30 protein-coding genes are annotated in these 18327 nt (G+C 63.5%); 2 read left to right on the forward strand and 28 right to left on the reverse strand.

Features of this window, described 5'->3' with window-relative positions:
• The first annotated feature begins 53 nt into the window (after positions 1–53).
• On the forward strand, positions 54–1250 hold the full coding sequence (locus K6I34_RS00065) for a hypothetical protein (RefSeq protein ID WP_229321884.1): 1197 nt from the start codon (positions 54–56) through the stop codon (positions 1248–1250).
• Positions 1251–1363: 113 nt separating this feature from the next.
• Positions 1364–2620: an MFS transporter gene (locus tag K6I34_RS00070; protein WP_229321885.1), complete on the forward strand. Its 1257-nt coding sequence runs from the start codon at positions 1364–1366 to the stop codon at positions 2618–2620.
• A 95-nt stretch (positions 2621–2715) separates the two neighbouring features.
• Here K6I34_RS00070 and K6I34_RS00075 read toward each other — a convergent pair whose 3' ends face one another.
• The 28 genes from K6I34_RS00075 to K6I34_RS00215 all read right to left on the reverse strand — a co-directional run bounded on the left by K6I34_RS00075 (position 2716) and on the right by K6I34_RS00215 (position 18044).
• Positions 2716–3429, reverse strand: a complete 714-nt coding sequence (locus K6I34_RS00075; RefSeq protein WP_229321886.1) for a bifunctional 2-polyprenyl-6-hydroxyphenol methylase/3-demethylubiquinol 3-O-methyltransferase UbiG — start codon at positions 3427–3429, stop codon at positions 2716–2718.
• Positions 3430–3497: 68 nt separating this feature from the next.
• A complete protein-coding gene (locus tag K6I34_RS00080) occupies positions 3498–4250 on the reverse strand; it encodes a hypothetical protein (protein ID WP_229321887.1) in 753 nt (250 codons plus the stop codon).
• Positions 4251–4410: 160 nt separating this feature from the next.
• Positions 4411–5691 (reverse strand): helix-turn-helix domain-containing protein, encoded by a 1281-nt coding sequence (locus K6I34_RS00085; protein ID WP_229321888.1) that lies wholly within the window; start codon positions 5689–5691, stop codon positions 4411–4413.
• An 84-nt stretch (positions 5692–5775) separates the two neighbouring features.
• Positions 5776–6069, reverse strand: coding sequence for a hypothetical protein (locus K6I34_RS00090; RefSeq protein WP_229321889.1), 294 nt, complete (start codon positions 6067–6069; stop codon positions 5776–5778).
• A gap of 2 nt (positions 6070–6071) precedes the next feature.
• On the reverse strand, positions 6072–6383 hold the full coding sequence (locus K6I34_RS00095) for an HNH endonuclease (protein WP_229321890.1): 312 nt from the start codon (positions 6381–6383) through the stop codon (positions 6072–6074).
• Positions 6384–6385: 2 nt separating this feature from the next.
• Complete coding sequence (locus K6I34_RS00100; protein ID WP_229321891.1) at positions 6386–6895, reverse strand: hypothetical protein; 510 nt, start codon at positions 6893–6895, stop codon at positions 6386–6388.
• Positions 6896–6977: 82 nt separating this feature from the next.
• Positions 6978–7601 (reverse strand): transglycosylase family protein, encoded by a 624-nt coding sequence (locus K6I34_RS38770; RefSeq protein ID WP_374230758.1) that lies wholly within the window; start codon positions 7599–7601, stop codon positions 6978–6980.
• Positions 7602–7679: 78 nt separating this feature from the next.
• The gene (locus tag K6I34_RS00115) at positions 7680–7937 is read right to left on the reverse strand and encodes a hypothetical protein (protein ID WP_229321892.1); all 258 of its coding nucleotides are present in this window, start codon (positions 7935–7937) and stop codon (positions 7680–7682) included.
• A 2-nt stretch (positions 7938–7939) separates the two neighbouring features.
• On the reverse strand, positions 7940–8245 hold the full coding sequence (locus K6I34_RS00120) for a hypothetical protein (RefSeq protein ID WP_229321893.1): 306 nt from the start codon (positions 8243–8245) through the stop codon (positions 7940–7942).
• On the reverse strand, positions 8242–9345 hold the full coding sequence (locus K6I34_RS00125) for a peptidoglycan-binding protein (protein WP_229321894.1): 1104 nt from the start codon (positions 9343–9345) through the stop codon (positions 8242–8244). The genes K6I34_RS00120 and K6I34_RS00125 overlap by 4 nt, the downstream gene beginning before the upstream one ends.
• A gap of 20 nt (positions 9346–9365) precedes the next feature.
• Positions 9366–9578, reverse strand: a complete 213-nt coding sequence (locus tag K6I34_RS00130) for a hypothetical protein (RefSeq protein WP_229321895.1) — start codon at positions 9576–9578, stop codon at positions 9366–9368.
• Positions 9578–9766 (reverse strand): hypothetical protein, encoded by a 189-nt coding sequence (locus tag K6I34_RS00135; protein WP_229321896.1) that lies wholly within the window; start codon positions 9764–9766, stop codon positions 9578–9580. The genes K6I34_RS00130 and K6I34_RS00135 overlap by 1 nt, the downstream gene beginning before the upstream one ends.
• A 215-nt stretch (positions 9767–9981) precedes the next feature.
• Complete coding sequence (locus K6I34_RS00140) at positions 9982–10467, reverse strand: hypothetical protein (protein ID WP_229321897.1); 486 nt, start codon at positions 10465–10467, stop codon at positions 9982–9984.
• Entirely contained in the window at positions 10464–10754 is a 291-nt protein-coding gene (locus tag K6I34_RS00145) for a hypothetical protein (RefSeq protein ID WP_229321898.1), read from the reverse strand. Before K6I34_RS00145 ends, K6I34_RS00140 begins: the two co-directional genes overlap by 4 nt.
• Before the next feature lie 248 nt (positions 10755–11002).
• Positions 11003–11302, reverse strand: a complete 300-nt coding sequence (locus tag K6I34_RS00150; protein WP_229321899.1) for a hypothetical protein — start codon at positions 11300–11302, stop codon at positions 11003–11005.
• A 71-nt stretch (positions 11303–11373) separates the two neighbouring features.
• Entirely contained in the window at positions 11374–11661 is a 288-nt protein-coding gene (locus K6I34_RS00155; protein WP_229321900.1) for a stage V sporulation protein S, read from the reverse strand.
• A 120-nt stretch (positions 11662–11781) separates the two neighbouring features.
• Complete coding sequence (locus K6I34_RS00160; protein WP_229321901.1) at positions 11782–12354, reverse strand: hypothetical protein; 573 nt, start codon at positions 12352–12354, stop codon at positions 11782–11784.
• Positions 12355–12568: 214 nt separating this feature from the next.
• On the reverse strand, positions 12569–13009 hold the full coding sequence (locus tag K6I34_RS00165; RefSeq protein ID WP_229321902.1) for a hypothetical protein: 441 nt from the start codon (positions 13007–13009) through the stop codon (positions 12569–12571).
• Between the two features lie 44 nt (positions 13010–13053).
• Positions 13054–13890: a hypothetical protein gene (locus tag K6I34_RS00170; protein ID WP_229321903.1), complete on the reverse strand. Its 837-nt coding sequence runs from the start codon at positions 13888–13890 to the stop codon at positions 13054–13056.
• On the reverse strand, positions 13883–14332 hold the full coding sequence (locus K6I34_RS00175; RefSeq protein ID WP_229321904.1) for a WhiB family transcriptional regulator: 450 nt from the start codon (positions 14330–14332) through the stop codon (positions 13883–13885). Before K6I34_RS00175 ends, K6I34_RS00170 begins: the two co-directional genes overlap by 8 nt.
• Entirely contained in the window at positions 14333–14491 is a 159-nt protein-coding gene (locus K6I34_RS00180; RefSeq protein ID WP_229321905.1) for a hypothetical protein, read from the reverse strand.
• A gap of 186 nt (positions 14492–14677) precedes the next feature.
• Complete coding sequence (locus K6I34_RS00185) at positions 14678–14848, reverse strand: hypothetical protein (protein WP_229321906.1); 171 nt, start codon at positions 14846–14848, stop codon at positions 14678–14680.
• 102 nt (positions 14849–14950) lie between these two features.
• Positions 14951–15307, reverse strand: coding sequence for a hypothetical protein (locus K6I34_RS00190; protein ID WP_229321907.1), 357 nt, complete (start codon positions 15305–15307; stop codon positions 14951–14953).
• A gap of 334 nt (positions 15308–15641) precedes the next feature.
• On the reverse strand, positions 15642–16043 hold the full coding sequence (locus K6I34_RS00195) for a hypothetical protein (RefSeq protein WP_229321908.1): 402 nt from the start codon (positions 16041–16043) through the stop codon (positions 15642–15644).
• A 17-nt stretch (positions 16044–16060) separates the two neighbouring features.
• On the reverse strand, positions 16061–16840 hold the full coding sequence (locus tag K6I34_RS00200; protein WP_229321909.1) for a hypothetical protein: 780 nt from the start codon (positions 16838–16840) through the stop codon (positions 16061–16063).
• A 3-nt stretch (positions 16841–16843) separates the two neighbouring features.
• Positions 16844–17074, reverse strand: coding sequence for a hypothetical protein (locus K6I34_RS00205; protein WP_229321910.1), 231 nt, complete (start codon positions 17072–17074; stop codon positions 16844–16846).
• Entirely contained in the window at positions 17071–17571 is a 501-nt protein-coding gene (locus K6I34_RS00210) for a MerR family transcriptional regulator (protein WP_229321911.1), read from the reverse strand. Before K6I34_RS00210 ends, K6I34_RS00205 begins: the two co-directional genes overlap by 4 nt.
• Positions 17571–18044, reverse strand: coding sequence for a hypothetical protein (locus K6I34_RS00215; protein ID WP_229321912.1), 474 nt, complete (start codon positions 18042–18044; stop codon positions 17571–17573). Before K6I34_RS00215 ends, K6I34_RS00210 begins: the two co-directional genes overlap by 1 nt.
• Positions 18045–18327 lie beyond the last annotated feature (283 nt).

The raw sequence follows: 18327 nt of genomic DNA on the forward strand, positions 1-18327 counted from the left end.
CACGGAGTTGCTTTGCACGACGGGCGTAGGGCGCATCGATCAGGGACACGTCAGTGGTGTCGAACCAGCTCGACCTCAGCAGCGGACCTTACGGAGAGGATTTCGTGAAACGACAGCGTGAGCCGAAGGTCCCGGTGCGTCACGGACGCGCCATCACAGCCAATGACGTGAGTGAGTGCTTCACCCAGACGTTCTCTGTCCTTGAGGATGCGCTACGAAGCGAGTACCAGTGGGTGCTGCCGGTTCTGGACAAAGTCGCTAAGGGTCAACGGGCTTCGGCGGCGCGGCCAGCAGGTTTGAGCGTGCATCAGATCGTCGATATTGTCACTCTTGCCGAGCAGGTCGGCGTGTGGAAAATGTGGGCGAGCCGGGGTCGTGTCACCTACGACTTCAACGAGCATTTCGCCGCAGAGCTTTACCGGTCTAGCAGTGACAAGATCCCGGGTAGCATCTTCCGCCACCTTCCGCACATTAACCCTTTGGTGGTCCTGCCTGACCCATGGCCGATCAGCGGGGGCCTGGTTCGCGGCTTCTATGTCTATGGCGTTCGGAAGGTCGAGAACGGGCTCTTACAGAAGGTCTTCACCGACGACAATTGGGACTACTTGGGGCTGCTGTTCGTTGTCGACCTTCTCGATGACGAGACCGGCGAGGTGCTGTCCCAGACCCACGTTGAGGCGATGCTCCCGACAAGTAGGGACCGGTTCACCCTCAAGGATGCTGTGCAGTTCTCCACGGTTGAGGAGGTTGACCCAAGGGTTCAAGGGAAGGTCTCGGAGATCTGCACCGAGCTACTCCGTCCAGCCATGTCCATGCTCCTCTATCTGTGCTGCGACAACCGCGACATGGCCGAGCCGCCAGTAGCCCAGCCCAGCGTTCACAGGCGCGCCAAGGTCAAGCGGGACCGGGCACCATTCTTCGTCGAGGTGGGGTGGCGCCTAGGTCCGAAACTGCACGCCTTGCGACGCCAGGCTGGTCGCGTCCAGGACGGGGAGAGTATTCCCTCTGGCGTTGAGCAAGCGCCTCACCAGCGATCGGGGCACTTCAAGAGAGTTCTCTTTGGCCCCAAAAGAAGCCAGGAGACCACGAAGTTCATCGCCCCGTACTGGGTCCGACTTGATCTCCTTCCCGACGGGGAAGATCCCATCACGACCGTGGTGGCGGTGGAGGAGCAGCGCCATGATCCCCTACGGCGGCGAGGCTTGAAGACCATCGTCCGTCGTACCTCAGCACGTGGGCCTCAGCCTTGAGCCGGTGATCTCGTATTGCCGATCTTGCCGTGGTTGCCGGGCGGTTTCCTCCCTTCGAACGAGATGTGGCCAAAGGAGCTTCATGAAGCTTGCCGCGCCCCTAGAGTCCCGCCGTGAGCTATCTGAGTCTTCTCAAGCAGCGTCCGGTCCTGTTCTTGTGGGTCGCGGAGACGCTGTCGGTTTTTGGTGATCGATTTTTCACTCTTGCACTCGCGTGGACCGCTTGGCAAAGATCCGGTGCGGTCGCCATGGGTCTGGTTGTGGTGATCGAGTCGGTGCCCCACCTGCTGATCGGGGCCTTCGGCCGGAAGCTGGTCGCAAAGTGTGCCTCCTTCCGTGCCCTGGCCGTGATCGATGCCGTGCAGATCGCCGTTGTCGGGGCGATGCCCTGGCTGTGGCAGTCGGTCGGCCTGACTGGCGTGCTGGTGGTGATCGTTGTCATCGGCACGTGTGACGCTCTCACAGGCCCGAGCCTGTCGGCCCTGGCGCCGGGTCTTGTCCGAGGCGACGAGGTTCGTCAGGTAACAGCGCTGATGGACTTCTCGAACCGTGCGACATGGTTCCTGGGCCCCGGCTCGGCTGCGGTGCTCCTCGCGGTCATGGCGGCTGAGGACTTGTTCTTGATCGATGCCGGGACGTTCGCGATCTCGGCGCTTGCTTTCTTTTGGCTCAGCCGGGCGGTGCCGGACGCTGCGCGTATCTCTGCTTCGCCGAGTGGGAAGGCGGCGAAGCCGGATGTGAAGGCGCTGCCGTTGCTGCGCGCCCGGCCATCGATCAGTTGTGCACTCCTACTGAGTGCGGTCGGTGAGTTCTGCTCCACTGTCGCGACCATCGGTATTCCTATCTGGCTGACTGACCGGCTCCACGCTGGGGCAGGCGCGTACGCGGTGGTCCTCACTGCGATGGGAATGGGTTCGGTGCTGGGCAGCTTGGTTGCTGGTCACGTCAGCCTGCCGGGTCAATTCCCGTCCGGCTTCTGCGTGGTCTGGTCGGTGCGGGGTCTGCTGCTGGCAGCGTTCGCGTACAGCAGCAGCCTGGCTGAGGTCGCCGTGGTGGCGGCCATGGGGAGCTTGTTGATCCCAATCACGTCGATCGGGCTCAACACGGAGATCGCCGCGCTCCCCGGACCCGAGAGGTTGCGGATGTTCAGTGTCTACTCCGTCAAATTGCACGTGGCCAGCATGCTGAGCATGCTGGTTTTGCCCATGGCCCTGGAGCGTGTACCCCGAGCCTCATTCGCTCTTGGAGGTGTGGCGACGGCCACGGCTGGCCTCATGGCCTGGGCAGCACTGAAGACGATGAAAGTGCGGACGGCCGAGCCCGTTGTCCTGTCCCTGGAGCCGGAGGCGGACAAGCAACTGCGTGCGTAGATCGTGTGGTGCGCGCGGGAAAGCCCTCACCAGAAATCTCGGGAAGGGGAGCCGGGACTTGTTCTGGTGAGGGCTTTCCTGTGCGGGGAGGATGCCTAGGTTTCGGCTGGGCGGTGGGCTCGCAGGACCAGGGCCTGGTGGCCGCCCCCTGTGGGGTCGTCGACAGTCAGTGCCGTGTCGAGGGTCAGCTCTGCCTCCTGGAGGAGGTACCTCCAGGTCGGCAGGGCGTAGGAGTAGTACACGACGGGCAGCCTGATGCCGTCAGGGAGCGTGAGGTTGTCCACGCGGCGGCCAGGCACTTGTCCGGTGCGGAGGGCGTTGACGGTGAAGGCGAGCACGCCTCCGACCTTGAGCCGGTTTCGGATGACGGGCAGGAGCAGGGCCGGGTCGGCGTACCAGAGCGCGCCGTAGATGGAGATGCAGATGTCGATCTTGGGCAGGTGGGCTGTGGCCTCGATGGCGTCGCCGACCTCCCATTGGATTCCGGCGAGATGCCCATATCGCTCTTGGGCCTGCTTGATGCGGTGTTGGGCGATGTCCACTCCGACGGCCAGCGCGGCTCCGTGAGCGGCCATGTAGGCGGTGTGCTCGCCGGTACCGCAGCCGAGTTCGGCGACCCGCTTTCCGCTCACGTCCCCGAGGAAGTCGTGGTCAGGCCCATGTCCGGGCCACGAGGTCCATTCGATGTGGTCTGGGACTTCAGCGGGACCGTCGCATGGCGTCAGCTGGTCGGCGATGCCGTTCCATGCGGCGGTATTCACTTGCGCGTCGGCGGAGAACGTGTGATGCAGCTGATTCGTGCGTGCCATGGGTGACTCTCCCCTCGTGGTGTGACAGGGAGCCGGGGCGATTGCCCCGGCTCCCCTTCTGGCCTCGGTCACTTACGACCCATGGCCTTCACGCGGTCCTGCCACTCGTCCCCCATCGCACCCAGTTCGCTGGTGAAGCGGGCGAGGTTCGTGCCGTACTCCAGTACCGTGCCGCCCAGCATCTCGGCGGATGCCTGGCACCCGTGGACGAGTCGGCCGCCGAGTGCGGCGTGAGCGAGTACCGACTCGCGCCGACGGTCCTCGTTGAACCATCCGCCGTGGTACAGCTCGTCGACCTGCTTGCCCTTGTCCTCGTCGAATCCGAAGACGACCGAGGTGGCGATCGGGAAGAACCAGCACGGGCCCACGTTCGCGATGCGCCCGGTCAGCTCGACCTTGTTCAGCGCCATGATCGTGGCGGCCTCGCGCAGCGCCTTGACTTCGTGCTCGGTGACGTCCAGCTTGCCGACGCCGACGTAGTCGTCCCGGAAGATGTGCGCAGCGACCTGGTAGCCAGTCTTCAGGACCTTGGCCGGGTCGTTGGTGGACCGGCCGTGGGCCTTGATGAAGTTGCTGGCCAGCTGCTCGATGGTCTGCTCGCTGGTTTCCGTGACACCGAGGAGTTCGGAGCGGACCAGCTCCCAGTCCACGAGGAGCCACGTGGGGTTCTCGTAGCGGAAGAAGTACCGTGCGGTGTCGATGGTGATCTGGTTGCCGTCGACGGTGATGCCGTCGATCTTGTTCCAGGTCGGGGTGAAGTCCTCCGGCAGTTCGACGGAGAACACGGTGTGGTTGGTGCGTTGTGTGGTTGCGGTCGTCATGATGACGGCGCCTCCCAGTTGTCGAGGACAAGTGCACCTGAGCCGAGAAGAGATCCCTGCTGGTCTGCGGGGGTGTCTCGGGCTCGCTATCGAGTGAACCGTCGTCCTGGCTTCTGGGGAATTGCCAACTCGTGTGCCAAATCGTCTGCCAAACTCGGCCTTACGAAGGGGTGGCGTCCCAGTGCATGAGCACCTCCTCGACTTCCAGCGCCTGGCGGTGATGCCGCAGTGCGGTCAACACCACCTGTCCTCGTTCGCTGGCGCGTGACGAGGGTACCGATGCCGTCATCTCGAACATCCGAGTGGCCTGGACGGCGGCTTCCTCGATCTCGTTGGCGTCCAGCAGCGCGGTGACCAGCCACGACAGGTAGAGGGAGTACTCGCGTACGTGCGTGGGGTCGTAGTTGTCGAGAACACGGCGCAGCAGGGGGACGGCGCGAAGGGGACGATGGAGCTGGGTGGCCACCCTGGCTTGCATCACTTCCTGTTCAGGGATGTCCACCCAGTACAGCCACAGCTTGTCGTTGGCCTCTTCGGGGTCCGCGTCGTGGATCTGCTGCATGGCGTCGCCGATGTGCCGGAGGGCGCTGCGGTCGTCTCCGGCTAGGGCGTTCACCCATGCGAGGCGCGCTGCGGTCAGTGACTTGGCGACCAGGGGGACGTCGCTCCCGGCGGCTGCTTCGGCTGTGCGTACGAGTTCGACGCCTCGGTGGGGGTTTCCGGTGTTGGCCTGCCAATAGCCCCAGGAGCCCAGCAGGTGGGCGGTCAGAGCGCCGTCTTGAGCCTGGCGTGCGGCTGACGCTCCGAGGCGGAAGAGGGGCTCCGGGTTGACCGCGCCGCCGGTGTCGGTGGCCACCCATCCGGCCAGTTGTGCCATCTCTGCCACGGCTGTGAGGAGGCGCTTGCCGACCTTTTCGGTGTGGCAGGTGCCGTTGTAGAGGTTGATGGTCCGGCGGAGTTCGCGGACGCAGGTCTCCACCAGGTCTCCACCGGCTAGGACGTCGTCAGCCAGGCGCAGGCCATGGACACGGCGCAGGAGAGCTTCGGCGTCGTCCTTGCCCACTCGCCGCCCGGTGTGGGTGGCGAGTGGGGAGAAGGGGTCGTCGGGTGGGACGAGGGAGGCGAGGACTTCGGCTGGTGTGACGGTGGTGAGGTGTCCGATCCTTCTGGCTGCCTTTGATGCTGCCTTCGCCGCTTGGAGCCGTGTGACCGGGATGTCCAGCACGTTGGCCAGGTGCGGGAGCCAGAGGGGTCCGGCTGTTCGTCCCTCGTACTCGACCTCCCATCGCCACACTTCGGTGCGGGTCATGGTTTTGCGGCCGGAGTCGTCGATGAGAGCCTTGGCGAGATCGTCCTCGGTCCAGCCTTTGGCTTCGCGCAGCATGCGGATCAGTGGTCCCAGCCGCTCACCGGATGATGGGTGTCCAAGCATCGCGTCCATGCATACCCCTTCGACGGGCGGGACGACACGTGCGTGGCCTGAAGATGGCCCGTCTATTCGTGTACTCGATGCCGTCGTGGGCGGCTACAGCTTGAGCGACTTGGCAAGGGCTTCGGTCTGCATCTGCTGCTGCACCATCTGGCCCACGGCCATCATCTGCTGCTGGACCAGGCCCGAGATCTGCATGGCCCGTGTGTCCTCCTGGACGACGTGGGAGGCCGTGCGGATGTCGGTGAACGTTGCGGAGCGCTCGACGTTCGGAGGGTTGGCGAGATCGGTGCTCACGGATACCGAGCCGTCGGTATCGACCACGACGAGGAAGGCAGTGGTGGCCTGAGAGGCGGCGCCCTGCTGATTCTTGAGATTACTGAGGTCCATAGTCACTTCTTGGTGACCTTCTTCTTGTCCCGCCGCTCGTGCATCAGCTGAGTATTCCGAGCCCTACTCACAACTCGGAGATTTGACGGTCGGTCATCGTGATGGTTGCCATTGATATGGTCGACGGTCTCGTCGGACTTCAGCTTGCGCCCGAGCTTCTTCTCCATGACCAGGCGGTATCCGTAGGTGACCTTGCCGGTCTTTGGGTCACGCACGCTGCTGTAGCCCTTCTTGGTGCGCGCAATCCCCTTCTCAGCGCCCTTCTTGCCATCTAGGATCTGCTGGCCGCGGGACGTCTTCTTCGCTTCGGGCATGGTCAGTCCTTTGGTGCGGTCTTGTCGAAGTGCGCCTTGCGTACTGCGTTGGCTACCGGACAGAAGTCGCAGAGGTAGCGGTCTTTCGGGGAGCGGTACTTAGGGAGTCCAGCTACCTTGCGCTCCTTCGCAGTGCCAGGAGTGAGTCGTACCTTGTCGCTCTTCCAGTCGGAGCAGTCCAGACTGCGGTTGTGGCGCTTCCAGCAGGCCATGGCGTCGTCCTGAAAAGTTGCCTTCGTGTTGTAAAAGTCGCCGCCAAGGCCATCGCTGCCTCCCTTAGCGAGATTATGGTTGATCTTCTTGATGATCTCGTCCTTGTAGTGCGCCTTCTCCCAGTACGCCTTCGGGACCTTCAACAGTTGCCCTCGATGCTTCGCACCGTCAGGGAATTCGTGGCGGTTGACGAGGTTGTCAAGCAGGTGGTCCTCGCGGGGGTGCCCATCGTGATCGGGCAGCTCCTCGATGGTGCGGCAGTTATGGCACATCAGCAGGCGGATGTTCTCTTCGGTCACAGACCTTCCCCTTACACGGATATCGGCTCGCCCCTCACGCTATGGGGCGAGCCGAAAGGTCTGTTAACGGCCGGATCGAGGGTCAGCGCATCCCGGCATCGAAAGAGCAGACGGGCCATGCTCCGGGCCCCTGGTCTGCCAGCACCTTTTCAGCGATGCGTATCTGCTCCTCGCGGGAAGCGTCCTGCGGCATGCCGTTTCCTCCGTGCTCTCGCCAGGTACTCAGGGAGAACTGGAGACCTCCGTAGTATCCATTGCCCGTGCTGATCGACCAGTCACCAGAGGATTCACACTGGGCGAGGCGATCCCACATACCGTTGCGCGATTCCGTGTCCGTCGCCTTCGGTTTGGCGTGGCGTGGAGTGGTTGTCTTCGCCTCATTCTCGCCCGTGTAGGGCTTGCGGTGGCCCGTGGGCAGCGCAAGGCTCTGGCCCAGCCGGATGAAGTTGGGGTCGGGTCCGATGATTCCTTTGTTGATTTCGTAAATGCTCTGCCAGTGGCGTGTATCACCGAGTTGGCGTTGTGCGATGAGGCTGAGGGTTTCGCCAGTCTGGACGGTGTGCGTACTCGGCGCACTCTTTTCAGGGGCTTCCGATCGGGTGGTAGTGGTTGGCTCCGCGCGGGTGGCGGATGCCTGTCCGGTGGATACAGCCAGTGCGGTAGCGGTGATTGCGGGCAGGAGTGCTATGGCAAGCTTGCGGAGCATGCCGCTCCCTTCTCTTGTGTGCAGGGGGTGCGAACGCGGCACAGCCCCCGGCTGTGTGATGCCGGGGGCTGTGGGATGTCAGAGCTGGACGGAGTTGTCGGCCGGGATGAAGCTCTGGGGGGCAGGTGCCGGAAGGCTGGCGATCTTGTGGTTGGCGGTGACGCGGGTACGGGATTCAAGGCCAATGATCAGGACGAGCAAGGTGTTAAGCCCGCCGATGACCACCTCGTTGGCCTCGACACCAGCCAGCGCTGGTACCACGTGGACAAGCGCGGTGAGGAGGCCAACGATGACCGTCCGAGTCAGGATGGGGTTGTCCTTAATGTACTGTCGCATCGTCAATCTCCTTCAGATATACGGTGGTAGAGCAGTGAGGCTGGCGGCTCGGGCTTCTCAGGGGTGAGTCCAGCAGCGAGGAGTTGGTACTCATATCCGGCAGCCACGCCGCGCCAGTAATTGAGGAGGGCTTCCACCTCACGCAGCTTCCCTGCGAGGTCTTCTCGCCATTGGGCGATATCGTCCATGTGCTCGCGCCGTGTTTGGTTGTAGCCATCGCGGCGCATGCGCATTCCCTGGAAAATGCTGGTGATGAGAGACCCGAGACCGGCACTGAGCACTGCCGCTAGCGCGGTCCATTCGGTCACTGCATCAGCCGCTTCCAGGTCACCGGGCCGACATCGCCGTCAGCGTCGCTGCCACTCCAGCCCTGATCCCGCTGGAAGGCTCGTACGCCTGCCCGTGTGGTGTCGCCGTAGTAGTCGGACGGGCCGTAGGAGAGGTAGCTGCCGTAGCCGTGTCGGATCAGGGCCTGGTCAACAGCGAGGACCTGGGGCCCGCTGGCTCCGTAGCGGACTGCGTCCCGGCCGGGGTACTCAGTGCTGGACGAGCCGAGCAGCTGGTGCAGGGTGACGGAGCCGGGGATGCCGTCCGCGTCCTTACCGCTGTAGCCGAGTGACCTCTGGTAGGCGGCGTACGCCTGGGTATCGGCGTCTGTCCAGCGTGGGCCGGGGCCCTCGGAGTACGCGCTGCCGAACCCCGCGGCGACGAGGGCCTGGCCGACGCGGGTGACCTGACTGCCGTATGCGCCAGGGCCGTAGGTCAGGCCGTCGATGGTGACCTCGTAGTGGCCCAGGCCGTCGGACGGGGGCGGCGGCTTCGGCTTGCTGGGCTGGCCGTCGCCCGGCGTTGCGTCGAAGATCTTGCTCGGGTTGATTGCGCCCGGATCGCCGTGATCGTTGCCGGGGATGTTGGCGTGGCAGTAGTGGCCGCCCTCCTCCTCCCAGGTGTCGCGGTCGCGCCGGGAGTCACCTGGGTACTCCGGTGGGGCTCCCATGGGGAATGTATCGGGGATGTCCCAGGACCTGATGGCCTTCATCATCGCAACGAAGTTCGGTCCGGGGGTCCAGTAGTCGGTGAAAGGGCTCGCGGCTCGGGCCAGCACTTCGATCTGGATACATGCCGTCCCGGTGCGGTTGGTCCTCGTCGAGCCGTCATTCCTCAGAGCGCGGGCGGACTGGTCGAGCGGGCCGAACTGACCGAGGCGGTCTGTCGTCGGGTCGTACAGAAAATGCGGCTGTACCTCCTCCTCGATGAGGCCCGCGGCGACATTGTCGAAAGACTGGTCACCATTGCCGGTCTCGGTGCTGTGCCAGACGACACGTGCGGGCAGCTCCGGACTGTCCATGTCGCCACCGATGCTGCCGTTTCCCAGGTCTTCGGCCTCAGCGACCCATCGTGTACCCATGTTTGGTCTCCTCTTAGTTGTCAGTGCAGTGGCTTGTCGTGTGCAGACATGGCGGCGGCGCCAGTGTCAGAGAGGCCCAGTGACCCGAAGTGGCGGTAGTCGAGGGCGGCACGGGACTGGACTGTGGTGTCCTCGACGTATCCGCCTCGGTTGGGGCTGGCTTTGCGGAGTGTGCCGTCGGTCAGTCCGTAGCTGAGCTCGTTGGTGAGCGGTCCGCGTGGGATGTACGCCATTACGTGCGCTCCGTATTCGGCATTCGAGGTGTCGGCGGGGTTGTCCGCCTGTTGTTGCCGAGCTTCGACTTCGAGCGGTCGTTGAACAAGGAGTCCAGTCGCCCGCGGGCCAGCAGTGCCAGGTCGTCGGGGATGGTCCATCTGACGTTGTCGCCGCGCCCGGACCGGCGGCGGTCGAATAGCGACATAGGCTTATCCACGGTGTGGCTCCCTCGGGGCAAGTGGGTAGGCAGCGTCGGGGTTGAATGCGTCTTCCACCGCGGGAGCCCGGTTGCTGCGCATATGGCTCGGGCGGGGTGCAGCCCACGGCCCTGGTGCAAGGGTGGTGGTGTGCGCGTTGAGCAGGTCGCGCAGCTGATACTTGCTCAGCGTCTCCCAGGGGCGAGGAGTGTCCATCAGCGCATCACTTCCAGGAAGGCAGGAGCTTCCGAAGCTCCTGCCGCTTGAGCGGGTTTACGTCAAGGGCTTCTGCTGAAACATCGCTCTTCGCCGGGTTGTGCAGGGGCTGATTTTCCGGATTCCCCTGTGCGGTCCAGCGGCGGCCCTGTCTCTGGTGCTCAATTCCTGTCATGGGGTGGAAATCGACGGGCCATTCGTAGTCGCTGGGTACCAGGCGGCTGCCCTTGTGGACGCCTCGCAGGTACGGTCGTGAGTTGTTCCGTTCGGCAGTCCGCACGGATTCGTTGCTCAGGCGGTCAGCGCGTCGCGAGGTGAAGGTGCCGAGGTAGCCGTCGGGGTACTCGGCCTCCGGAAGGCGTCCCTTCGCCATGCCGGATCGTGCAGCGGAGATGTCGCGGGCACCGGTGATGCTGGTGCTGCCTCCGCCGCCGTAGACGGCCCCGCCGCTGCCGGGGACCTGGTAGGGCGTGGAGTAGAGGATGTCGCTCACGGGCGCCCCTGGCGTGCCTGGGCATTGGTGACCGGATTGCTGCCGATGTACGTGCTCGGGCTGGAGCTGCCGGTCGAGGACCCGGTCGTGCTGGCAGGTGAGACTGGTCTCGTGGTGACATTCTGGGTGGCCTGGGTGCCGAGGAGACCGCCGATAATGTTTCCAGTCGGCGACGTGCTCTGCATCGGCTGAGACTTGCCGCTCAGAATGTTGCCGACTTCGGTCGTGGCCTTTCCGAACTGGGTTTGGCTGAGGACTCCGGCGCTATAGGCAGGGGTGTTCAGCATGAAGCTTCTCCTCAGCGGTTGTAGACGGGGTTGGATTCATCGCTGCCGGGGGCCTGCGTGCTGCTGTCGCTGCCGGAGTTACTTCCGCTGCTCGCGCCCAGAGCCATTCCCGTGGCGAATTGAGCGGGCTGGAGCAGCCGTGCAGCGCCGCCAGAAGCGGCAGCCCCGGCAGCTCGACCGGCGGCGATACGTCCGATAGCGGGTGCGACGACGCGTGCAGCTGCACCGAGTATGAGAGGGAGCACGTGTCACTTACCGGAGGTGTCGAAGTGGAACTTTGACGGAATGGTGTGGACGCTGCGGCCGGTCTCTTCGGCGATGGGTGTGTTCTGCACAGCCCGGTACGCTTTGATGCCACCGATGCCAGTGCGATCGACCTTGGCGCTGCGGTGTCCCGTCGCATGCTCCGGGTATGGCTTGCCGCCCTTTGCGTTTCCTGTCTTGGGGATGCGGATGCCTGCCTGAGGCTGGACGAAGGCTGCGGGGGTGCCTGCCATGGACTTGCCCACGGTCGGGAACTGACCGGTGGAGATGATGTGCTCACTCATGTGGCCTCCTGGCCGTGGACTTGGGGTTTACTGGCTGTTGTCGTGCCGCTTCTTCGTGTGCGTCTGGTGAGTTACCGGGCAGTGTCAGTGATGCGGAATTGCAGTCCGGTCTTTGTCTGTCCTTGGATGTCGCTGTCGAAGAAGGAGATATTGACCGCGAGCTGGTGGCCTTTGGGGGCTGCGTGTCCCTGGGCGATCGGAATCGACTTCGCTGCCTGGTTGACGGCAGAGGCTCCAATTGCTCTGAGGCTTACGCGTTTTCCTTCGTAGATGCAGCGTGCCAACATGGAGCCGAGACTCGTGGCTGATGTGGAGGATTTCACCAGGAGGGTGATCTCCTCGGGTGCGTGGTTTTTCATCTGAGCCGCTTCTCTGGGTATGTCTGCTAAGGACATTTCCGAGAGTAGGAGGTGTGACGGCTTGAGTGGTAATAGCAGAGAGCCCCTACTCAGATGGAGGGGCTCTCTGGTCTTGGCGTCTTAGGCGACCTCGCTGTGACGGCGCCGGTCGGCTGAAGGCTGGATTTTTTGGACGAGGGCGAGCTGCTCCGGGGTGCCGTTCCCGGTTGCCCATGTGGCGGCGACGCGTGCCAGCGTGTAGGCATCGGCAAGATTATCGTTGCGGAAGACGGGACCATAGCGGCTAGCCACCGTGTCGAGCATCTCCTGCTTTGTCGCCGTACCCTTCCCGGTGAGGAACTTTTTCAATGTGGGAGGCGGCACGATGATGGGGTGGCGCCAGGTGTCGTATCCGGCTGCTTCAGTTATAGCCAGTTTTACTGTCCCGCCGAGTTCGCCGAGGGACTCGCGCTGGAACTTGGAAGCGTGTGCGTACCCTTCCATGGCGATTGCCGATATTCCTCCGAAGGCTCGGATAACATCGGTGAGCATCATCTGAACGTCACGGAAGACCTTGTTGAGCCGGTCGGACTGGGAAACGAAATCCTTGGCCTGCCACTTCCCTGTCTTGGTCTGGTAGATCTCACTGGGGTGGCAGTAGACAGCAAAACCGAAGCCTGAGTAGGACTGGTCGATACCGATGAAGGGGTACATCAGGCGACTGTTTTCCAGCGTGTGATGGCGCGCTCAATTGTGTACGTGCATGACACGGCCTGCCAGGGCATGTACCTGGAGAGCACTGCGATGGCTCCTTGGGCTGCCCCCTCCGTGGTGTAGGGGCCGTAGTAGGACGCGTCCTCCCGGCCATCTGTGTAGACCGCCTTGCGAACTACGCGGAAGAGTTCAGGGGTAGCTGCGTGAAGCTGCCTCATGCGGCCAGGCCCCCCGGGAACACCGCATCCGGCAAGCAGGGCGAGTCGCGCTGCGTGTGGCCGTAGCACTGGATGCACACGAGCCGGACGACGGACCGTCGATCCTGAGGACAGAGAATCTGTATCGGGAACCAGTTGTGGTGGCCATAGTCCATGCAGGTCTGGGGCAGCCGCGCCACTGCGGAGTCGGCGGGCGTGGGTACCGGCGCGACGAGCTGGTAGCAGTCGGAGCTGAAGCGGCGTGTCAGGATCTTCGTGCGGCGGCCTCGCTGGTCAAGCGCTTTATCCCCGGCGTCCACGAAGAGCTGGACTTTGTGGGAATTGGATACGACCTTGGCATGGACGTACTCGTGGTCGAAGGCCATCACTTTCAGGGAGCGTCCGAGGCGGCGCGGATCCCTGCACGTCCAGATCTGTCCGATAGCGAGTGAGGTCATGGCTGCTCCTGTGGGTACCGCAGGTGTGTCCGGTCGTGGAGTGGTCAGTTGGCCCGGTGACGGCGGCGGCGCGGATGTGTTTCTGTGTAGGGTGCGCAGTCGCCGCATCCGTCGTGCGGGCAGGGCGGGGGGTTGTGGCTGCCCAGGCGCTCTTTGATGTCGTGGGCCATGGCGATGCGGTCGGCGATGGTGTTGGTGTCGGCGCGCACGGTGAAGCTCTTGGTGTCCTGGTTGAATTTGGATTCGTAGACGTATTCCATGCCATCGATGTCGAGCCCGGCCTTGCGTGCAAGCCACATGTAGATCTGGCCCTGGCGGATGTGGCTGGGAAAGGGGACGCGGGTGTCGGCCCAGACAGCTGCCAGGTTCACGATGGTGGAGCCGTCGTCCAGGGTGACGGTGTGTTTGGTGAGCAGGTCGGGGTGCTCCATGCGGTAGGTCCCCTCTCCCACCGTCTTGATCTCCAACAGTTTTCGAATCGGTTTGAGGAGGCCGTCAGCGTGTCCGGCGATCTGATAGCCGTCGATGTCGGCGACGGGGACTTCGGCGTACATGAGGGCGGTACTGGAGCATCCATCACAGCGGTCCGGGCTGACCGACCACCAGATGTGGCCACAATGGAGGCACTCGAAGTTCCCTTCAAGCCAGCCGAGTTGCCATGCGCGGCGTTGCCATTTTGTGTGGGCCTCATGTCCGGTGTCGAAGATGTTGAGGCTCCGGAACTTGAAGTCTTTCTTGTAGTGGATGCCTGTTTCGATGCGGAGATAGGTGGCGCGCGGGCACCAGTCGGCCTTGGCCATCTCCGACGGGTGGATGATGTCCTGCCGTCGCGATGTGTCGGCCTGATGCTGGGCGATGACGTGTGCGCGGGCTTCAGACAAGAAGGACTTGTCCGTCCGACGTGACTCGAAAAGGGAGTTCAAGCTGGCGGGGGCCGGTGTCTTCCTGCGCCGTACCGCGGGTGTCTTCGGTATGTGCTTCATGCTGGACGAGCTCCTCGTGCGCGATGGCGTTCTCGACATGCCACTGGTCCGGCTGGTGGCGGAAGTGTCTGCGCATCCAGACCAGTTGGATTTCGGTGAGTCCCGCCCAGACCCCGTGCCGCTCGTTGTTGATCATTGCCTGGGTCAGGCACTCGTGGCGCATGGGGCAGATGATTCCGTCGGCTGTCCCATTACAGATGGCGCGAGCTTCGTCCGGGTCGTCGAACCATGGGTCGGAGGTGGCCGTGTCAGGAGTGCGGGGTTTACGGCACTTCGCTTCGAGGGCCGGATTGCCGTTGGCGCTCCAGTCGGGTGCCTTCTTCCGAGAGTAGAGCGCCATTCACCGCTCGTCCGGTATGAGCAGCCGGTCTTCCATGGCGTCGAGGCGCTGGAGGATCCGGGACAAGTTGAGGTGATCACAAATGGTGTTGATCAGGGCAGCGGCGGCGTTGAGGACGAGTGATCCGATCAGGGCCCACAAGTAGAATTCGACGCTCATGGGATCCCCCAGTTTGTAGCGCTTCTGGCGCTTTGCCTGACGGAGACACTACGAAGCGAGTAACTCATATGTCATGCGCTGGAGTTACTCCCCCGGATCACGGACGGGTAAAGGATCAGACGGGCCCAGACGGCACAGCGCCCTGGAGGGAACGTGCACTCCCCCAGAGCGCTGCTTGCGCAGATTTCAGGCTTGGCAGTCGAGTGCCAAGCCTCTGAGAATGTCGGCTATCTCGGAGAGGCTGCGGGCCGTGCCCGTGTCTTCTCCTGTGGCGTAGGTGGAGCTCAGCTGTTCGGCGCGCTCTTCACACGCGAGAGCCAGGGACTCCAGGGTGTCCATCATCATCTGCTCACTCATTTCCCGTTCCTTAGTGAACGTCGTGGCACGGTAAGTCGTTTCCCCGCATTCCCGGTAAGGCGCCCGTTCGTCCTCCGGGATGCGGCAGAGAGGAGAGACCACTCAGCTGGCCCGCACTGTGTCGAGCCTGGCGGTGTCGGCGGTGGGGCAGGGCCACGGTGTGAGAAGCCCCCGGCAGAGCTGTCCGTCCCAGTTGGAGCACTCGGCGCACACCTCGATGCCGCCTCGGAGCAGCGGCCAGTGGAGCCGGGCGAGAGCGGTCCGCAACCGCCGTGCCTCCGCTGCGCGCTGCTGAGGACCCCTTGAAGACCGCGGGCGGCGTTCTGCGGGCCGACTGGCCAGTGCCTGGACTCCGCGCCGCAGGCGATCGGCTTCGGATGCCGTGAGGCCGCCGGGGCGCTCCGCCCGGTTGGCGAGCACCAATAGCTGCTCCACCGTGATGATTTGTGTGGCTGCCACAATGTTCCTTAGCCGATGCGATGGACGATCTGGTGAATGCTCGGGCTGCTCGGGGACTGAATGCGCGCGGGGGTGGGCGGCCCATCCGAAGGTCCGGCTATCAGTCCGCTGGTGGAGTGCAGCTTGGGGTAGCCGCAGTCGAAGCACCGGGGATGCTGGGGGGCATTGGGCGGGGCCATGTAGTGGCCTGAGCCGCACCCGGGGCAGGTGGACGACTGGTGCGCAGAAGGCGTCTTGGCCGGTGTGGGCATCAGGTGCTGGGGAGGGGGCGCGGAGCCTGCCGTGCCAGACGGGACGGGGGCCCCGCTCCCGACGACCCGGTCCCAGAATCCGCTCACCGGCGGGCCCTGCGCGGCGCGTGCGTGATGACGCCCTTGTCGATCAGGTTCGCCACGATGGCCACGGACACCGCATTCATGTGGCTGACGATCTGGGTGACCAGCTGATCCCACACTTCGGCGACTTCGCCAATGTCCGCGGCCTCCTCGGAGGTGAGCTGGTACATACCCTCGGCCCACAGGCGGCAGTACATCTCGATAAGGGGCCGCAGAGGCGCGACCGACTCCAGGCGCGCTCGGGACGCCTTTGTCTCCATGTCCAGGACGTCGGGGCTGCGCCGGGGCTGCCCGAGGCGCTCCAGGTACACAAGGAGCTCCTCGTCGATCGTCTCGACGGAGTCCATGAGGAGCTCGGTCTGGAGCGAGCTGGAAGTGGCGGGGATATGCGACTCAGCCATAGGGGGTGCTCCTCGGTCTATGCGGCGGACGAATGGTTTTCCGACTCGGCAAGCACCCGAGCGACGGCCTCCCGCAGCTCAGCGACGCTGTTGTGCCGCTCCCACGCCTCGTTTTGGACTCCCTGGAGCAGCCTGGACGCGTCTTCCTGACTCGGCGACTGGATACCCCAGTCCTCCTCCAAGTCGCGGGCCTTGACGGTTTCGACGTGGTACTTCGTCTCGGTTCCTGCGCCCGTCTTGGAGACGGCGAAATAGAGGACCGGATTGGTCAGGGGTCCGCGCTTGCGGTCGTTGGCAAGAGCACGGAGCTGGTCGCTGACGGTCCTGCCGGTTTCCCAGACCCGGTTTTCCCAGGTGCCCGTAGTGTCGTCATAGGCAGCGACGTTGAAGACCCCGACCTTGCGGGGACGGTGGCCAAGTTCGTCGCACGGCGGGCAGCCGACGTCACGTCCCCGGAAAGACCGGCGGCCGGTGGTGATCTCCTTGAACCAGTGGACGTGATAGCTGTCGAAGGGCTGATTGTCAAGGATTTTCAAGAGCGTGGGCACATTGGAAAGTTGCAGACGCAGTGCGTTCTTGGCTTCGTAGCTTGTCTCTCCAGGTCCGGCGACACGGTCGTAGGCGTCCCACCCGGCGTTCGCCGCCTGAGGTCCCTCAGTGCTGGTGTGCTGGTCCGGGGCGGGGAGCTGGTATGCGAGGGCAGCGGGTTCGCTGTACCCCGACGGCGCATCCTGCGCCGTGTCGTAGGAGACGGAGGCGCTGGGCTCGTTCTGGGCTGCGTACCGGGGATACGGCATCGTTCACATCCTTTGATGGTGGGGCCGGGTCAGGCCGGGGTGGGTATGGATGAAGGAGGTCTCCTCAGCATGCTTTCTGGCCAGTAGGCGCTCGGGGACGAGGAGGTAATTAATGGTCTCTTCAATGTCGTTGATGGTGTTTGCCTCGGAGTCGCATTGAACTTCAACGGAGACTTCGATGTGCTCGCCAGATCCCATGTTGTAGCGCTCAGTGACAAGCTTGCGGTAGATCACGCGGCCTGCCCCTGGTCATGCAGCCGGTTTGCGAGGTCGCGAAAGAGTTCGATCACGCGCTCGGAGAAGCGGGTGTCGGAGATGTGGATCCCCTCCCCCTCGTGGTGAAGGATTCCCTCCTCATCGGCGATGCGGAGCATCCCTTCGACCTGCTCGCGGGTGTAGAGGCGGCGGTTTCCGCGCTCGGTCTTTCCCCTGATGACGAAGGTGGGGATGGGGATGATGCCGCTGGTCTCCCATTTGCGGATGGTGACGGGTGACCGATTGAGGGCATTGGCGAGCTGACCGATGGTGAAGAATTCACGCCATTCGGTGCCGACGCGCAGGAGGCGGGGCTGGGCGTCCCACACGGGCTCGGCGGGTGCGGGGGCCACAAGCTGCATGGTGTCGGGATTGACGGTGCGGATACGACGGGACGAGCCCGGGTAGTAGGCGTGGACATCGGCGCCCTGGGCGCTGCCCTCGACGGGCTTGAAGTAGCGGAGTCGCGACGTCATCACTTGCCTGCCCGGACGAATCGGTAAGAGATCTCTTCGGGAAAGATTTCGTCTACCTCATCCTCCGTCAGCAGGTCTTCCTGGAGGAGGACGTGGACCTCTTGTGGATCGAAGACACGGCGGTGGGGGAAGAGACGGTCGAGGAGATTCTTCTCCAGGGCGATGCGTTCGGCGACGTCTTCATCTGCTGTCCGCTGACGGGAGCATTCCAGCTTCAGTGCCGTGAAGGGCTTCCCCGAGACTTCGTAGGTGGTACCGAGGTCGATGATGTAGGAGCCATTATCGTCCCGGATTCCGAACTCCTGGAGATTGGCAGAGAGGGACCGTTTCAGGTCGTCAAGGATCCTGGTCTGAGCTTCTATCTGCGACCTGACGAGCGCCCACCGGGCTGCCTTTCTCCGGAAGGCCGCTTCAGGCGCTTCGTTCTGACTGTCGCGGCTTGCATCAGGGATGTCGGTACCGAAAAAAGGCATGAGGGTGCTCCTGAGGACACGTCAGAGGGACTTGAGTTACGGCGGATCCAGCCGCAGAAGTAGGCGCGGGATATCTCCTCCCGACACCAACGACACTACAACAGCCCTGTTAGTGCCCTACTAACGAAGAATTCCCTGTCAAACACTTTCGCCAGCAGCACCAAACGTTTGGTGTCTCTGGCAGCGTTACTACTGCTGCACCAAAACAACTGATAAGTATTGACGATGCGTTTGACGGAAACTAAACTTTCTCGGCCCGGTGTCGTATGTCACACCAGATATG

The organism is Streptomyces sp. UNOC14_S4, assembly GCF_020740835.1.
Classification (GTDB): Bacteria; Actinomycetota; Actinomycetes; order Streptomycetales; family Streptomycetaceae; genus Streptomyces.

Excerpts from the sequence above, each read along its gene's own strand:
- K6I34_RS00075 (WP_229321886.1), bottom strand. The coding sequence starts at position 3,429 with ATGGCACGCACGAATCAGCTGCATCACACGTTCTCCGCCGACGCGCAA.
- K6I34_RS00080 (WP_229321887.1), bottom strand. The coding sequence starts at position 4,250 with ATGACGACCGCAACCACACAACGCACCAACCACACCGTGTTCTCCGTC.
- K6I34_RS00085 (WP_229321888.1), bottom strand. The coding sequence starts at position 5,691 with ATGGACGCGATGCTTGGACACCCATCATCCGGTGAGCGGCTGGGACCA.
- K6I34_RS00090 (WP_229321889.1), bottom strand. The coding sequence starts at position 6,069 with ATGGACCTCAGTAATCTCAAGAATCAGCAGGGCGCCGCCTCTCAGGCC.
- K6I34_RS00095 (WP_229321890.1), bottom strand. The coding sequence starts at position 6,383 with ATGCCCGAAGCGAAGAAGACGTCCCGCGGCCAGCAGATCCTAGATGGC.
- K6I34_RS38770 (WP_374230758.1), bottom strand. The coding sequence starts at position 7,601 with ATGCTCCGCAAGCTTGCCATAGCACTCCTGCCCGCAATCACCGCTACC.
- K6I34_RS00115 (WP_229321892.1), bottom strand. The coding sequence starts at position 7,937 with ATGCGACAGTACATTAAGGACAACCCCATCCTGACTCGGACGGTCATC.
- K6I34_RS00125 (WP_229321894.1), bottom strand. The coding sequence starts at position 9,345 with ATGGGTACACGATGGGTCGCTGAGGCCGAAGACCTGGGAAACGGCAGC.
- K6I34_RS00130 (WP_229321895.1), bottom strand. The coding sequence starts at position 9,578 with ATGGCGTACATCCCACGCGGACCGCTCACCAACGAGCTCAGCTACGGA.
- K6I34_RS00135 (WP_229321896.1), bottom strand. The coding sequence starts at position 9,766 with ATGTCGCTATTCGACCGCCGCCGGTCCGGGCGCGGCGACAACGTCAGA.
- K6I34_RS00145 (WP_229321898.1), bottom strand. The coding sequence starts at position 10,754 with ATGCTGAACACCCCTGCCTATAGCGCCGGAGTCCTCAGCCAAACCCAG.
- K6I34_RS00150 (WP_229321899.1), bottom strand. The coding sequence starts at position 11,302 with ATGAGTGAGCACATCATCTCCACCGGTCAGTTCCCGACCGTGGGCAAG.
- K6I34_RS00155 (WP_229321900.1), bottom strand. The coding sequence starts at position 11,661 with ATGAAAAACCACGCACCCGAGGAGATCACCCTCCTGGTGAAATCCTCC.
- K6I34_RS00160 (WP_229321901.1), bottom strand. The coding sequence starts at position 12,354 with ATGTACCCCTTCATCGGTATCGACCAGTCCTACTCAGGCTTCGGTTTT.
- K6I34_RS00165 (WP_229321902.1), bottom strand. The coding sequence starts at position 13,009 with ATGACCTCACTCGCTATCGGACAGATCTGGACGTGCAGGGATCCGCGC.
- K6I34_RS00175 (WP_229321904.1), bottom strand. The coding sequence starts at position 14,332 with ATGGCGCTCTACTCTCGGAAGAAGGCACCCGACTGGAGCGCCAACGGC.
- K6I34_RS00180 (WP_229321905.1), bottom strand. The coding sequence starts at position 14,491 with ATGAGCGTCGAATTCTACTTGTGGGCCCTGATCGGATCACTCGTCCTC.
- K6I34_RS00185 (WP_229321906.1), bottom strand. The coding sequence starts at position 14,848 with ATGAGTGAGCAGATGATGATGGACACCCTGGAGTCCCTGGCTCTCGCG.
- K6I34_RS00195 (WP_229321908.1), bottom strand. The coding sequence starts at position 16,043 with ATGGCTGAGTCGCATATCCCCGCCACTTCCAGCTCGCTCCAGACCGAG.
- K6I34_RS00200 (WP_229321909.1), bottom strand. The coding sequence starts at position 16,840 with ATGCCGTATCCCCGGTACGCAGCCCAGAACGAGCCCAGCGCCTCCGTC.
- K6I34_RS00210 (WP_229321911.1), bottom strand. The coding sequence starts at position 17,571 with ATGACGTCGCGACTCCGCTACTTCAAGCCCGTCGAGGGCAGCGCCCAG.
- K6I34_RS00215 (WP_229321912.1), bottom strand. The coding sequence starts at position 18,044 with ATGCCTTTTTTCGGTACCGACATCCCTGATGCAAGCCGCGACAGTCAG.